Below are 14,497 nucleotides of genomic sequence, written 5' to 3' on the forward strand. Positions count from 1 at the left end.
CTCCCGAAAGGGCAACGCGCATGGAGCAGTTCGAGCCCGACCGCCTCTCGGCGGCGCAACTCGCCGCGATGCGGCGCAGCCTCACCAGTGGCCGCGGCGCCCTCACCCGCCGCTCGCTGCTGCGCGCCTCCGGAGCCGGGGCGCTCACCCTGGGCGGCCTCGCCGCCCTCACCGCCTGCGGAATCCCGCCCGCCAAGCGCGAGGGAGGCGAGGCCGCGGCGTCGGACGACCACTCGGAGCAGGAGAAGGAGATCAACTTCTCCAACTGGACCGAGTACATGGACACGAGCGACGACGAGAAGTCCCGTCCGACGCTGGAGGCGTTCACCAAGCGCACCGGCATCGACGTCAAGTACACCGAGGACATCAACGACAACGTCGAGTTCTTCGGCAAGATCCGCCCCCAGCTCGCGGCCGGCCAGGACACCGGCCGCGACCTGATCGTCGTCACCGACTGGCTCGCCGCCCGCATCATCCGCCTCGGCTGGGCGCAGAAGCTGGACCCCTCCCACCTCCCCCACGCCTACGCCAACCTGATCCCCCAGTTCCGCAACCCCGACTGGGACCCGGGCCGCGCCCACAGCTACCCCTGGACCGGCATCGACACCGTCATCGCCTACAACGCCAAGGCGACCGGCGGCAGGAAGGTCGACTCCGTCACCCAGCTGCTCGACGACCCCACCCTCAAGGGCCGCGTCGGCTTCCTCACCGAGATGCGCGACACCGTCGGCATGACCCTCCTCGACCAGGGCAAGGACCCGGCGAAGTTCACCGGCGCGGACTACGACGCCGCGATAGGCCGCCTCCAGAAGGGCGTCGACTCCCAGCAGATCCGCCGCTTCACCGGCAACGACTACACCGCGGACCTCGACAAGGGCGACATCGCGGCCTGCCTGGCCTGGGCCGGCGACGTCATCCAGCTCCAGGCCGGCAACCCCGACATCAAGTACGCGATCCCGGCCGCCGGATACATCACCTCCAGCGACAACCTGCTGGTCCCCGCCAAGGCCCGGCACAAGGCCAATGCCGAGAAGCTCATCGACTACTACTACGAGCCCGCCGTGGCCGCGCAGCTGGCCGCCTTCATCAGCTACGTCTGCCCGGTCGACGGGGTCAAGGACGAGCTGGCCAGGATCAAGCCGGAACTCGCGGACAACCCGCTGATCGTCCCGGACAAGGAGATGGCCGCCAGGGCCCACGCCTTCCGCTCCCTCAGCAGCGAGGAAGAGACGGCGTACGAGGAGAAGTTCGCCAAGCTCATCGGCGCCTGACCGGCCCCCGCCGGCCCTCCGCGCGCCCCCGTCCCCCCGCCACGACACACCACCGAAGGCCCAGGCCCATGACCGACACCACCGCGAGCGGCGACGTCCGCCTCGCCGGGATCAGCAAGCACTACGGCTCCTTCACCGCCGTGCACCCGCTGGACCTCACCATCCCCCAGGGCTCCTTCTTCGCCCTGCTCGGCGCCTCGGGCTGCGGGAAGACCACCACCCTGCGCATGATCGCCGGCCTGGAGGAGCCCTCCACCGGCACCATCAGCCTGGGCGAGCGCGAGGTCACCCACCTGCCGCCGTACAAGCGCCCGGTGAACACCGTCTTCCAGAGCTACGCGCTCTTCCCGCACATGGACATCTTCGAGAACATCGCCTTCGGCCTGCGCCGCCGCGGCATCAAGTCGGTCAAGAAGCAGGTCGACGACATGATCGACCTCGTCCAGCTCGGCGAGCACGCCCGCAAGAAGCCCCACCAGCTCTCCGGCGGACAGCAGCAGCGCGTGGCCGTCGCCCGCGCCCTCATCAACCACCCCCAGGTCCTCCTGCTCGACGAGCCCCTCGGCGCCCTCGACCTCAAGCTGCGCCGCCAGATGCAGCTGGAGCTCAAGCGGATCCAGACCGAGGTCGGCATCACGTTCGTGCACGTCACCCACGACCAGGAGGAGGCCATGACCATGGCCGACACGGTCGCGGTGATGAACGGCGGCCGCGTCGAGCAGCTGGGCGCCCCCGCCGAGCTCTACGAGAACCCGCGCACCACCTTCGTCGCGAACTTCCTCGGCACCTCCAACCTGATCGAGGCCTCCGTGGAGTCCGCAGGACCGGACGTCGCCGTCTCCGCCTCCGGCGCCACGCTCCGGCTGCCCGCCGCCCGATGTTCGACCACGCCCCGCACCGGCGGAAAACTGCTGGTCGGCGTGCGTCCCGAGAAGATCTCCCTGGTCCCGGCCGAGGAGGAGCACACCATCGCGGCCGGCCGCAACAAGATCGCCGGAAAGATCGCCGACTCCTCCTTCATCGGCGTCTCCACCCAGTACGTGATCGACAGCCCGGTCTGCCCGGAGCTGGAGGTCTACGTCCAGAACATCGAGCGCGAGGCCCGCCTGGTCCCCGGTGCCGACGTCGTCCTGCACTGGAACCCCGAACACACCTTCGGCCTCGACGCCGCCCAGGACATCGACGCGGGCATCGAGACCGTCGAGGAGAGCGCGTGACCGCCACCGCCGCGCCCCCGAGGGCCGAAGCCCCCGCCGAGCCCCCGGTCCACCGGGCCTCGCTGAAGAAGCGCCTGATCCCGTACTGGCTGCTGCTCCCCGGCGTCGTCTGGCTGCTCGTCTTCTTCGTGCTGCCGATGATCTACCAGGCCTCCACCTCGGTGCAGACCGGCTCCCTCGAAGAGGGCTTCAAGGTCACCTGGCACTTCCAGACCTACTGGGACGCCTTCACCGAGTACCTCCCGCAGTTCCTGCGCTCCCTGGCCTACGCCGGCACCGCGACTGTCCTGTGCCTGCTGCTGGGCTACCCGCTGGCCTACCTGATCGCCTTCAAGGCGGGCCGCTGGCGAAACCTTTTGCTGGTCCTCGTCATCGCCCCGTTCTTCACCAGCTTCCTGATCCGCACCCTGGCCTGGAAGACGATCCTGGCCGACGGCGGCCCCGTCGTCGCCGTCCTCGACAAGATCGGCTTCCTGGACGTCACCGTCTGGCTCGGCATCACCGACGGCAGCCGGGTGCTGGCCACCCCGCTCGCGGTCGTCTGCGGCCTGACGTACAACTTCCTGCCCTTCATGATCCTCCCGCTCTACACCTCGCTGGAGCGCATCGACACCCGCCTCCACGAGGCCGCCGGCGACCTCTACGCGACCCCGGCCACGGTGTTCCGCAAGGTGACCTTCCCGCTCTCGATGCCGGGCGTGGTCTCCGGGACCCTGCTGACCTTCATCCCCGCCAGCGGCGACTACGTCAACGCGGAGCTGCTCGGCTCCACGGACACCCGGATGATCGGCAACGTCATCCAGTCGCAGTACCTGCGGATCCTCGATTACCCGACGGCGGCCGCGCTGTCCTTCATCCTCATGGCCATCGTGCTGATCATGGTCACCGTCTACATCCGCCGAGCGGGAACGGAGGACCTGGTCTGATGCGTTGGCTCCGCCGCAATCTCGTCGTCATCGCGGGCCTCGGCACGCTCGCGTACATGATCCTGCCGAACGTCGTCGTGACGGTGTTCTCCTTCAACAACCCCACCGGGCGCTTCAACTACGCCTGGCAGGAGTTCTCCCTCGACGCCTGGAAGGACCCCTGCGGGGTCGCCGACCTGTGCGGCTCCCTCTCGCTGTCCCTCCAGATCGCGCTGTGGGCCACCATCGGCGCCACGGTCCTCGGCACCGCCATAGCCTTCGCGCTGGTGCGCTACCGGTTCCGGGCGCGCGGGGCGGTCAACTCGCTGATCTTCCTGCCCATGGCCATGCCCGAGATCGTGATGGCCGCCTCGCTGCTCGCCCTCTTCCTCAACATGGGCATCCAGCTGGGCTTCTGGACCATCCTGATCGCCCACGTGATGTTCTGCCTCAGCTTCGTCGTCGCCGCCGTCAAGGCGCGCGTCCTGTCGATGGACCCGAGGCTGGAGGAGGCCGCGCGCGACCTCTACGCGGGGCCCGTGCAGACCTTCCTGCGCGTCACCCTGCCGATCGCGGCCCCCGGTATCGCGGCGGGCGCGCTGTTGTCCTTCGCGCTCTCGTTCGACGACTTCATCATCACCAACTTCAACTCGGGCAACACCGTCACCTTCCCCATGTTCGTGTGGGGATCGGCCCAGCGCGGTACGCCCGTCCAGATCAACGTCATCGGCACGGCGATGTTCGTCATCGCGGTGCTGGTGGTCCTCGCCGGCCAGTGGGCCGGCAACCGCCGCAAGAAGGCGCAACCGAAGTAGACCCCTGTAGGGAGTTGGAAGCCATGGCCCCAGTCGCCATGCGTAGTGTCGCGAAATCCCTTTCCGAAGCGAAGCCGGTCTCGTACTGGCTGGACGACCCCGGCCGCCCCGACCCGCAGCCGGCCCTCACCTCCGACGAGAAGTGCGACCTGCTCGTCATCGGTGCCGGTTACAGCGGGCTGTGGACCGCGCTGCTGGCCAAGGAGCGCGACCCCGGCCGGGACGTCGTACTGATCGAGAGCAAGGAGGCGGGCTGGGCCGCCTCCGGCCGCAACGGCGGCTTCTGCGCGGCCTCCCTCACCCACGGCTTCGCCAACGGCCTGGCCCGCTGGCCCGGCGAGCTGGCCAAGCTGGAGGAGCTCGGCGCCCGCAACCTCGACGCCATCGAGGAGGCGGTCGCCCGCTACGGCATCGACTGCGACTTCGAGCGCACCGGCGAGATCGACGTGGCCACCGAACCGCACCAGGTCGAGGAGCTGCGCGAACTCCACGAGGAGGCCGTCAAGCTCGGCCTCGCGGACGGCTCCGAATGGCTGGAGGGCGAAGCCCTGCGCGCGGAGGTCGACTCGCCGACCTTCCTCGCGGGCGTGTGGGACCGCACCGGCGTCGCCATGCTCAACCCCGCCAAGCTGGCCTGGGGCCTGAAGCGGGCCTGCCTGGAGCAGGGCGTGCGGATCTACGAGAACACCCGCGGCCTGAAGATGGCCCGGGCCGGCGCCGGGATGACGGTGGAGACCCCGTACGGGACGATCCTGGCCCGCCGGGTCGCCCTGGGCACCAACATCTTCCCGTCGCTGGTCAAGCGCGTGCGCCCGTTCACCGTCCCGGTCTACGACTACGCGCTGATGACCGAGCCGCTGACGGAGGAGCAGCTGGCGTCGGTCGGCTGGAAGAACCGGCCCGGGCTCGGCGACAGCGCCAACCAGTTCCACTACTTCCGCATCACCAGGGACAACCGGATCCTGTGGGGCGGCTACGACGCGATCTACCCCTACCGGGGCAAGCTCGACTCGGAGTACGACCACCGCCCGGAGACCTACCTGAAGCTGGCGGAGCACTTCTTCACCGCGTTCCCGCAGCTGGAGGGGGTGCGCTTCAGCCACGCCTGGGGCGGGGCCATCGACACCTGCTCCCGCTTCTCGGCGTTCTTCGGCACCGCCCACTCCGGCCGGGTCGCCTACGCCGCCGGCTACACCGGGCTCGGAGTGGGCGCCACCCGCTTCGGCGCGGACGTGATGCTGGACCTGCTGGACGGGCTCTCCACCGAACGCACCCGGCTGGAGATGGTGAAGTCCAAGCCGATGCCCTTCCCGCCCGAGCCCCTGGCCTGGACCGGGATCGCCCTCACCAAGTGGTCCCTGGCCCGCGCCGACGCCCGGGGCGGCCACCGCAACCTGTGGCTGAAGACGCTCGACCGCCTCGGCCTCGGCTTCGACAGCTGAGGCCGCCGACGGGCGCACCCCGGCGCACTCCCGCGCCGGGGCCGTGACCCGCTTCACCTCCACGGGGTGACCCGACCCGCGTCATAGCTCCGCCCGGCCCCGCTCTCTCCCGGTGAGACACCCTCACCTCACGAGACGAACGGAGGCCGGGCGATGGCGTTCCCGGGGACCAGGACGGCAGTGGAGTGGCTGGCGGCGGCGGCGCCGGACCCCGAGGCCTGCCGGTGGGAATGGGAGCGGAGCCCCCTCGGGGTCGCCCTCCTGCCGGCCGGCGTGCACTGGGACCTGCTGATCACCCCGGGGGAGCTGGGCGGGGCCGCCCTCGGCGTGCTGCGCCGGCTGCCGGCCCCGCCCGGCCCGGTGCTCGCCGCCCCGGGCGCGGCCCGCCTGGGCTTCTTCGTCCCGGCGGGCACCGCCTCCCGCTGGATCGGCACGGGAGTACGGGGCGCGGGGCGCGGGAGCTGGGTCGCGGTGCCCTACCCCGGCCGGGCCGCGGGCGGTCCGCGCTGGCTCGAACTCCCGGACGGCCGGGGCACCCTCACCGACCCGGCGCTGCTGGAGCTCGCCCTGCACGAGGCGGCGGCCAGGGCCCTCGGGCCCCTCTGACGGCCGGGGGTTCAGCCGGAACTTCGACGCGTACTCCGGCCGGCGGCCCACCGCACGCCGAGCAGCAGGGGCGTGCACAGCAGGAGGCTGGCCAGGACGTCCAGGGGCCAGTGGAACCCGCGCAGGACCAGCCCCGCCGCGGTCAGGGCCGTCAGGGCGGCCGCGGCGGGCAGGGGCCAGCGGCGGCGGGTGTGCGGGGCGAGGAGGAGGGCCGCGGCCGTGTAGGCCGTCAGGGCCGTGGCCGTGTGGCCCGAGGGGAAGTAACCGGCGGCCCAGGGCTCCAGGGGGCCCGGGCGGGCGGTCCACTCCTTGAGCGGCACGATCAGCGCCGGGACCAGGGCCATCGCCGCACCGGCCGCGAGGGCGGCGAGGCGCCGGCCGCGCCGGAGGGCGTACGCCATGGCCAGGGCGAGGACGGGGACGGCGACCTGGACGTTCCCGAGGTCGGCGAGGCGCTCGGTGACGGAGTCGGGGACGGCCCGCACCAGCGCGCGGCTCAGTGCCCGGTCCGGGGCCAGCAACGGGCCGTCGGCCAGGACCTGCCAGGTGATCAGGGAGAAGAGGACGGCGCACAGGGCGGACGTCACGAGGGGGAGAAAAGAGGCCGGCCGTCCCGGAACAGGGGGGATGGTTCCGGGACGGCCGGCCGGATCGGGTTGCCGCACGCCCCGGGGGGTTTGGGGCGGGCGGCCGTCCGATCGGAGAAGAGTGTGCGCGAACGCATGCCCAGTACGGCGCTGGGGAAGCCCGGTACCGGTGGCGCCCCCGGTGACCCGGGAGCGGTCTGTCTCACTCATCTGCAGAAACCGTACGGCAGCCGAGGGGGGTCCGACAGCAGGAACGGCCTCTTGCCATCGGCCCCCCACAGCTTCTTCACAGCGCCCGACCGTTACCGGCGGTACCGGCGGGCTCCTGTGTTCGGCGGGTCGCTCAGACGTCCGTGCCGATGGCCGCGAAGGCGGCCTCGATGAGGTCCAGGCCCTCGTTGAGCAGCTCGTCGCTGATGACCAGCGGCGGCAGGAAGCGGAGCACGTTGCCGTAGGTGCCGCAGGTGAGGACGAGGAGGCCCTCGGCGTGGCAGGCCTTGGCGAGCGCGCCGGCCGCCTCCGGGAACGGGGTCTTGGACGCCGGGTCCTTGACGAGCTCGATCGCGATCATGGCGCCGCGGCCGCGGATGTCGCCGATGATGTCGTACTTCTCCTGCATCGCGGAGAGGCGGGACTTCATGATGGACTCGATGTTCTTCGCCTTGGCGTTGAGGTCGAGCTCCTTCATGGTCTCGATGGAGCCGAGCGCGCCGGCGCAGGCCACCGGGTTGCCGCCGTAGGTGCCGCCCAGGCCGCCCGCGTGCGCGGCGTCCATGATCTCGGCGCGGCCCGTCACGGCGGCGAGCGGCAGACCGCCCGCGATGCCCTTGGCGGTGGTGATCAGGTCCGGGACGATGCCCTCGTCCTCACACGCGAACCACTGGCCGGTGCGGCAGAAGCCGGACTGGATCTCGTCGGCGACGAAGACGATGCCGTTCTCGTTGGCGAACTTCACGATCGCCGGCAGGAAGCCCTTGGCCGGCTCGATGAAGCCGCCCTCGCCGAGGACCGGCTCGATGATGATCGCGGCGACGTTCTCGGCGCCGATCTGCTTGGTGATCTGGTCGATCGCCTGGGCGGCGGCCTCGGGGCCGCAGTTCTCGGCACCGGTGGGCCAGCGGTAGCCGTAGGCGACCGGGACGCGGTAGACCTCGGGGGCGAACGGACCGAAGCCGTGCTTGTACGGCATGTTCTTCGCCGTCAGCGCCATCGTCAGGTTGGTACGGCCGTGGTAGCCGTGGTCGAAGACGACGACGGCCTGGCGCTTGGTGTACGCGCGGGCGATCTTGACGGCGTTCTCGACGGCCTCGGCACCCGAGTTGAACAGGGCCGACTTCTTGGCGTGGGTGCCGGGGGTCAGCTCGGCGAGGGCCTCGCAGACCTCGACGTAGCCCTCGTACGGGGTGACCATGAAACAGGTGTGGGTGAAGTCGGCGAGCTGCGCGGAGGCGCGGCGCACGACGGCCTCGGCGGAGGCGCCCACGGAGGTCACGGCGATGCCGGAGCCGAAGTCGATCAGGCGGTTGCCGTCGACGTCCTCGATGATGCCGCCGCCCGCGCGCGCCGTGAAGACGGGGAGCACGGAGCCCACGCCGCCGGCCACCGTCGAGAGGCGGCGGGCCTGAAGCTCCTGCGACTTGGGGCCGGGGATCGCGGTGACGATGCGGCGCTCCTGCGGGACAGCGGTCATAGAGGGCTCCCTGGGGGGTGTTTTCGGACGCACTTGTGTCTTTGTCCGCAGGCTAGGCCCGGGGGAGGGGGTAAGGCATGCTCCGTTAGGGAGTGGTGCCCGCGTGTCCTTGTCCTCGGCGGCCATAGGAAGGACGCGGCGCGGCGTCCGTGGATCGCGCCGGGGTGCGGGCCCAAGTGGCGGGCCGGGCACTAGATTGAGCGGGATTGCGCGCCGCGGCGGCACAGGGAACGGCAGGGGGCAGGGGTTCATGGACAGCGAGGGCACCTACGACGGACAGGCGACCCGTGCGGGGCACGTCCCCCGCCCGGCCGCACCCGCCGCGCCCCCGCCGAAACCACGGCACGCGCCGGCGGTCGGCGCCCCGCTGGAGGACTGGCTCCGCACACCGCGCCCGCAGGCCGAACCGGGGGTGTGGCGGTTCGGATACGTGCCGCGCAAGGGCGGCGCGACGGATCCCGTCTCCGACCGGTCGCTACTGAGCGGGGCGGTCATCTCCTTCCTGGCGTGTGTGCTGGTGTGGTCCCTGATCACCAATCGCTACATCCCTTACATCGACGTGCCGGTGAAGCTCTTCACTCCGCGCGACTGGTGGAAGCCGTTGGACGGCGGCCCGGTGGACGGCCGTGGAGAGGCCGCGCTCCAGGCGTACATGCTGCTGGTGACCGTGGTGCTGGCGGTCTGGTTCAGCCGCCTCGGCTCCTGGAGCCTGGCCTTCGAGCGGCTCGTCGCCGCGCGCGGCCCCGGGGCCCGCGTCACCGGTGCGGCCGTCGGGGCGCTCTTCGTGGCGATGCTGATCTGGACGAACACGCTGACCGTGCTGGGGCTGGTCGGCAGCCACCTGCCGTACGAGGACATGAGTCCCGGCCTGATCAATCTGGTCACCCTCCTCGTGTACGTGGTCGTCTTCGCGCCGGTCGTCCTCTTCTTCGCCCGGCTCGCCCGCAGACCCGCCCCCGGCGCCGGTCCCCGGACCGCCCCGGCACCGGCGGAGACCCCGCAGGCCGACCCCGCCGGCTGGCCCGAGTTGTGGGATGCCGGGCTGGGGGAGGTGGCCGAGAGGCTTGGGGGGGAGGTTCGGGGTGGGCGGATGAACGACGTGGACTACGCGCGGATCCGCCGGGCCTGGGAGTCCGTGCGGGCCGAGCCCGCCCGGCGGTCGGCCTTCGCCGACGCCGTCCGAGCCAAGGGCGCCGCCGCCTGCGTCCACCCCTCCGGCGACCGCGACCTCCCGGTCCGCGCCGCCCGGCACGACCTCCTCGCCCGCCAGGTGCTCCTCGGCACCGTCGAGGACGGCGAACGCAACCCCTACGCCCGTCGCGGCACCGGCCTCGCCCTCGGCCCCGACGTGCTCGGGACCTCCCTGCTCGCCGTCGGCCCCTCCGGCAGCGGCAAGACCGCCCGTCTCGTGCGGCCCGTCGTGGAGTCCCTCGCGCTCCAGGCGCTGGCCGGGCAGGCCGCCGTCATCGCCGTCGGCGCCGCCGGCTCCCGGCTCGGCCCCGACGAGGCCTACGACATCGTCGTCCGCGTCGGCGACCCCGACTCCGTCCACGACCTCGACCTCTACGGCGGCACCGGCGACTGCGACGAGGCCGCCGCCCTCCTCGCCGAGGCCCTCGTCGCCGACGTCCCCGGCACCGACGTGCGCCGCGCCGCCACCGCCCTCGCCCAGCTGCTCGGCCCCTTCCGCGCCGCGCACGGCCGCTTCCCCGCCGTGCCCGAGCTGCGCGAGCTGCTCGACGGCGTGCCCTCCGCCGTCACCTCCCTGCGCCAGGCCCTGGAGGGCGCCGGCCAGCAGGCGATGCTCCGCGAGCTCGACGCGCGCGAGCGCCAGTACGGGGCCCACGGCGACCCCGGCCCGGCCCTCGCCGACCGGATCGCCCTGCTCGACCGGCCCGCCTTCGCCGGCTTCTTCGACACCACCGGACGCGGGCGGCCCTTCTCGCTGCGCGCCCTCGAACACCCCGTCCGGGTCCGGGTGGACCTCCCCGAACGCGGGCACGCCGACGCCTCCCGGATGCTGGCCCGGCTGCTGCTCGCCCAGTTCAACGCCTCCGCCGCCGCCCGCGCCGACCGCTCGCTGTTCGCCTTCCTCGCCCTCGACGACGCCTCGCACACCCTGACCCCGGAGACCGTCCGCGGGCTCCAGCGGCTGCGCTCGGTGAACGCCGGGGTCCTACTCGCGCTGCGCTCGCTGGACGACGTACCGGAGGCCCTGCGGACGCCGCTGCTCGGGGCGGTCGGCTGCCGGATGGCCTTCTCCGGGGTGACCACCTGGGACGGGCAGCGCTTCGCCGAGGCCTGGGGCACCGAGTGGGTGGAGACCCGCGACGTCACCCACCGGACCGTCTTCGCCGACCAGCCGCTGACCCGGGCCATCCACGCCTTCCGCAAGCTGGTCACCGGCAAGGCGGTCACCACCGACGCCGTCACCGTGCGCCAGGTGGAGCGTGAGCGCTGGTCCGCCTCCGATCTGGCGCACGCCGTACCGCCAGGGTGCGCGGTGCTCTCGCTGACCTCCGTACGTGGGGAGCGCGCGGCCCCGCTCCTGCTCCGGCTGGCCGGAACGGGCTGAGCCGACCCGTACGGGGTGGCAGAATCGGAAGGGGTCGTTCATACGACGTGGAGAAGTCCCCGGACCGGGGGAGCCCAGGATCGAGGACGCCCCGCCCGCTGCTCCCCGCCCTCCCCGAAGGCCCCTGGTACCCATGCCGCTCACCCTCGCCTCGCTCGTCCAGCACTCGGCGCTCAAGCTCAGCGTCCGGGCGGGGGAGAGCCGCCTCGACACCCCCGTGCGCTGGGCCCACGTCAGCGAGCTCGCCGACCCCGTCCCCTACATGGAGGGCGGCGAGCTGCTGCTCGTCACCGCGATGAAGCTGGACGCCGAGGACCCCGAGGAGATGCGGCGCTACGTACGGCGCCTCGCGGCCGCCGGGGTCGTCGGCATCGGCTTCGCCGTCGGGGTCAACTACGAGGCGGTCCCCGACGCGCTGGTCCAGGCCGCCCGGGAGGAGGACCTGCCGCTGCTGGAGGTGCCCCGGCGCACGCCGTTCCTCGCGATCAGCAAGGCCGTCTCGGCGGCCCTCGCGGCCGACCAGTACCGGGCCGTGACGGCGGGCTTCGAGGCGCAGCGGGAGCTGACCCGGGCCGCGCTGTCCGCCGACGGCCCGGCCGACCTGCTGGCGAAGCTGGCGGCCCACGTGCACGGCTGGGCCGCGCTGTACGACACCTCCGGCGCGGTCGTCGCCGCCGCCCCCGACTGGGCCGCGCGGCGGGCCGCCCGGCTCACCCCGGACGTGGAGCGGCTGCGCGAGCGGCCGGCGCCCGCGAGCGCCGTGGTGGGCGGCGCCGAGGACCGCGTCGAGCTCCAGTCACTGGGCACCGGCCGGCGGGCGCGCGGCGCGCTCGCCGTGGGTACGGCGGCCCCGCTGGGCACCGCCGAGCGGTACGCGGTGCACTCCGCCGTCGCCCTGCTGACCCTGACCACCGAGCGCTCGCGCTCCCTGCACGACGCCGAGTCCCGGCTGGGAGCGGCCGTGCTGCGGATGCTGCTGGAGGGGGAGGCCGAGCACGCCCGGGCGGTCGCCGGGGACCTGTACGGGGCCCTGCTGGAGGCGCCGTTCCGGATCGTCGTCGCGGAGCCGGCGCTGGCGGGGACGGCCCAGCCGGAGGGGCTGGCGCTGCTGGCCGACGCCGTGGAGTCGGCCGCGTCGCGGACCGGGGAGGCGCTGCTGGTGGTGCCCGAACCCGGGCGGCTGGTGGTGCTGGCGGCCGACGGGGGAGCGGCGGTGCAGGCGTGCGCGGACCACGCCGAGGCGCTGGAGTCCCGGCGCGGGCGGGAGACGGCCGGACCGGAACCGGACGAGCTGGTCGTGGGCCTCTCGGCCCCGGCCGGACCGGAGGGCGTGGCCGCCGCCTTCAAGCAGGCCGACCAGGCCCTGGCCGTGGCCCGGCGGCGGGGGCGTCCGCTGGTCGAGCACGAGGACCTCGCGGCGGGATCGGTGCTGCCGCTGCTGGCCGACGAGGCCGTGCGGGCCTTCGCCGAGGGCACGCTGCGGGCCCTGCGGGAACACGACGCGACCGGCCGGGGGGACCTGGTGGCCTCCCTCCAGGCCTGGCTGACCCGGCACGGGCAGTGGGACGCCGCCGCCGCCGACCTGGGGGTGCACCGGCACACCCTGCGCTACCGGATGAAGCGGGTCGAGGAGATCCTCGGCCGCTCCCTGGACGACCCGGACGTCCGCATGGAGCTGTGGCTCGCCCTGAAGGCCAGCCCGCCCCAGCACTGACCGGTCCGGGGCGGAGCCCCGGAGAACGACAGAACGACAGTGACAAACCGGCGCAGCCTCGCCGGGAGGTTCTCCAACGCGGATAAACCGCGAAGCACCCCCGGCGCCCTACCTTGGTGGAGACAAGACACCGCACACACCGAAGGGCCGGGATTCGCATGACTTCCACCCACGCCTTCTGGCTCGCCGGCCGCCAGGCCACCGGCGAGGACAGCTTCGACGTCCACAACCCGTGGGACGGCCGGCTCGTCGGCACCGTCAGCGTGCCCACCGACGCCCAGGTGGAAGAGGCCGTGGCCGCGGCGTACGCCGTGACGGCGGAGTTCTCCGCGACCCCCGCCCACGTACGTGCCGCCGCCCTGGACCACGTGTCCAAGCGGCTCGCCGAGCGCACCGAGGAGATCGCCCAGCTGATCTCCGCCGAGAACGGCAAGCCGGTCAAGTGGGCGCGCGGTGAGGTCGGCCGTGCGGTGTCCGTGTTCCGCTTCGCCGCCGAAGAGGCCCGCCGCTTCAACGGCGGAGAGGCCCAGCGCCTGGACACCGACGCCGGCGGCGTCGGCCGCCTGGCCCTGACCCGCCGCTTCGTCAAGGGCCCGGTCCTCGGCATCGCGCCGTTCAACTTCCCGCTGAACCTGTGCGCCCACAAGGTGGCCCCGGCCATCGCCGTCGGCGCGCCGATCATCCTGAAGCCGGCCCCGGCCACCCCGCTCTCCGGTCTGATCCTGGGCGAGCTCCTCGCCGAGACCGACCTCCCGGCCGGTTCCTGGTCGGTCCTGCCGGTCGCCAACGAAAAGATGCCGGCCCTGGTCAAGGACGACCGCCTCCCGGTCATCTCCTTCACCGGCTCCGACACCGTCGGCTACGCCATCCAGCAGTCGGTGCCCCACAAGCACTGCACCCTGGAGCTCGGCGGCAACGCCGCGGCCGTGGTCCTCGCCGACTGGTCCTCCGAGGCCGACCTCGACTGGGCCGCGACCCGTATCGCGACCTTCTCGAACTACCAGGCCGGCCAGTCCTGCATCTCGGTGCAGCGCGTCATCGCCGACGCCTCCGTCTACGACCGCCTCGTCGAGAAGGTCGTCGCGAAGGTCCAGGCCCAGGTCACCGGCGACCCCGCCGACGACGCCACCGACGTCGGCCCGCTGGTCTCCGAGGACGCCGCCAAGCGCGTCGAGTCCTGGGTGGACGAGGCCGTCTCCGCCGGCGCCAAGCTGCTCACCGGCGGCAAGCGCGACGGTGCCACGGTCGAGCCGACCGTCCTGGCCGAGGTCCCGGCCGGCGTCAAGCTCGCCACCGAGGAGGTCTTCGGCCCGGTCCTGACCATCACCCGGGTCGAGAACACCGACGAGGCGTTCGCCGCCGTCAACGACTCGAAGTTCGGTCTCCAGACCGGTGTCTTCACCCGCGACGTCCAGGTGGCCTTCCGCGCCCACCGCGAGCTCGAGGTCGGCGGCGTGATCATCGGCGACGCCCCCTCGTACCGCGCCGACCAGATGCCGTACGGCGGTGTCAAGCAGTCCGGTGTGGGCCGCGAGGGCGTCCGCTACGCGATGGACGACTACACGTACGAGCGCGTCCTGGTCCTCACGGGCCTCGACATCTGACCGACTCGTACGGTCACAGACCGACGGCCGGAGCCTACTGTGCGGGGGCTCCGGCCGTCCCCCTTTTGCCG

General features: G+C 72.6%; 11 protein-coding genes. 9 read left to right on the forward strand and 2 right to left on the reverse strand.

The genetic code is table 11. The annotated features are described in order from the left end of the window. Window positions 1–20 precede the first annotated feature (20 nt). The 6 genes from ABT403_RS19355 (at window position 21) to ABT403_RS19380 (ending at window position 6,256) form a co-directional block, all read left to right on the forward strand. On the forward strand, window positions 21–1,271 hold the full coding sequence (locus tag ABT403_RS19355) for an ABC transporter substrate-binding protein (protein ID WP_344170624.1): 1,251 nt from the start codon (window positions 21–23) through the stop codon (window positions 1,269–1,271). Window positions 1,272–1,339: 68 nt separating this feature from the next. Continuing rightward, window positions 1,340–2,488: an ABC transporter ATP-binding protein gene (locus tag ABT403_RS19360; RefSeq protein ID WP_344170627.1), complete on the forward strand. Its 1,149-nt coding sequence runs from the start codon at window positions 1,340–1,342 to the stop codon at window positions 2,486–2,488. Beyond that, window positions 2,485–3,414 carry an ABC transporter permease gene (locus ABT403_RS19365; protein WP_344170630.1) on the forward strand — a complete coding sequence of 310 codons (930 nt, stop codon included), beginning with the start codon at window positions 2,485–2,487 and terminating at the stop codon, window positions 3,412–3,414. Before ABT403_RS19360 ends, ABT403_RS19365 begins: the two co-directional genes overlap by 4 nt. Further along, window positions 3,414–4,208 carry an ABC transporter permease gene (locus tag ABT403_RS19370; protein WP_344170633.1) on the forward strand — a complete coding sequence of 265 codons (795 nt, stop codon included), beginning with the start codon at window positions 3,414–3,416 and terminating at the stop codon, window positions 4,206–4,208. Before ABT403_RS19365 ends, ABT403_RS19370 begins: the two co-directional genes overlap by 1 nt. A gap of 23 nt (window positions 4,209–4,231) precedes the next feature. Beyond that, on the forward strand, window positions 4,232–5,650 hold the full coding sequence (locus ABT403_RS19375) for an NAD(P)/FAD-dependent oxidoreductase (RefSeq protein WP_344170636.1): 1,419 nt from the start codon (window positions 4,232–4,234) through the stop codon (window positions 5,648–5,650). Between the two features lie 153 nt (window positions 5,651–5,803). After that, the gene (locus ABT403_RS19380) at window positions 5,804–6,256 is read left to right on the forward strand and encodes a hypothetical protein (protein WP_344170639.1); all 453 of its coding nucleotides are present in this window, start codon (window positions 5,804–5,806) and stop codon (window positions 6,254–6,256) included. A gap of 11 nt (window positions 6,257–6,267) precedes the next feature. On the opposite strand, the gene ABT403_RS19385 is transcribed toward ABT403_RS19380, so the two are convergent. Both ABT403_RS19385 and gabT read right to left on the reverse strand, forming a co-directional pair. After that, window positions 6,268–6,843, reverse strand: a complete 576-nt coding sequence (locus ABT403_RS19385) for a phosphatase PAP2 family protein (RefSeq protein ID WP_344170642.1) — start codon at window positions 6,841–6,843, stop codon at window positions 6,268–6,270. A gap of 343 nt (window positions 6,844–7,186) precedes the next feature. Then, a complete protein-coding gene (gene gabT / locus ABT403_RS19390) occupies window positions 7,187–8,533 on the reverse strand; it encodes a 4-aminobutyrate--2-oxoglutarate transaminase (protein WP_344170645.1) in 1,347 nt (448 codons plus the stop codon). A 250-nt stretch (window positions 8,534–8,783) separates the two neighbouring features. Here gabT and ABT403_RS19395 point away from each other — a divergent pair, with 250 nt between their 5' ends. From ABT403_RS19395 to ABT403_RS19405, 3 genes are all read left to right on the forward strand, one after another. Continuing rightward, window positions 8,784–11,108: an ATP/GTP-binding protein gene (locus ABT403_RS19395; protein WP_344170648.1), complete on the forward strand. Its 2,325-nt coding sequence runs from the start codon at window positions 8,784–8,786 to the stop codon at window positions 11,106–11,108. A gap of 133 nt (window positions 11,109–11,241) precedes the next feature. Further along, complete coding sequence (locus tag ABT403_RS19400; protein WP_344170651.1) at window positions 11,242–12,822, forward strand: PucR family transcriptional regulator; 1,581 nt, start codon at window positions 11,242–11,244, stop codon at window positions 12,820–12,822. 158 nt (window positions 12,823–12,980) lie between these two features. Beyond that, the gene (locus ABT403_RS19405) at window positions 12,981–14,426 is read left to right on the forward strand and encodes an aldehyde dehydrogenase family protein (protein ID WP_344170654.1); all 1,446 of its coding nucleotides are present in this window, start codon (window positions 12,981–12,983) and stop codon (window positions 14,424–14,426) included. Window positions 14,427–14,497 lie beyond the last annotated feature (71 nt).

Origin of the sequence: Streptomyces sp. NPDC000075, from assembly GCF_040301925.1 — a bacterium.
Classification (GTDB): Bacteria; Actinomycetota; Actinomycetes; order Streptomycetales; family Streptomycetaceae; genus Streptomyces; species Streptomyces polychromogenes.

Coding starts and splice junctions, on each gene's coding strand:
- ABT403_RS19355 (WP_344170624.1), top strand. CDS start 21: ATGGAGCAGTTCGAGCCCGACCGCCTCTCGGCGGCGCAACTCGCCGCG.
- ABT403_RS19360 (WP_344170627.1), top strand. CDS start 1,340: ATGACCGACACCACCGCGAGCGGCGACGTCCGCCTCGCCGGGATCAGC.
- ABT403_RS19370 (WP_344170633.1), top strand. CDS start 3,414: ATGCGTTGGCTCCGCCGCAATCTCGTCGTCATCGCGGGCCTCGGCACG.
- ABT403_RS19375 (WP_344170636.1), top strand. CDS start 4,232: ATGGCCCCAGTCGCCATGCGTAGTGTCGCGAAATCCCTTTCCGAAGCG.
- ABT403_RS19380 (WP_344170639.1), top strand. CDS start 5,804: ATGGCGTTCCCGGGGACCAGGACGGCAGTGGAGTGGCTGGCGGCGGCG.
- gabT (WP_344170645.1), bottom strand. CDS start 8,533: ATGACCGCTGTCCCGCAGGAGCGCCGCATCGTCACCGCGATCCCCGGC.
- ABT403_RS19395 (WP_344170648.1), top strand. CDS start 8,784: ATGGACAGCGAGGGCACCTACGACGGACAGGCGACCCGTGCGGGGCAC.
- ABT403_RS19400 (WP_344170651.1), top strand. CDS start 11,242: ATGCCGCTCACCCTCGCCTCGCTCGTCCAGCACTCGGCGCTCAAGCTC.
- ABT403_RS19405 (WP_344170654.1), top strand. CDS start 12,981: ATGACTTCCACCCACGCCTTCTGGCTCGCCGGCCGCCAGGCCACCGGC.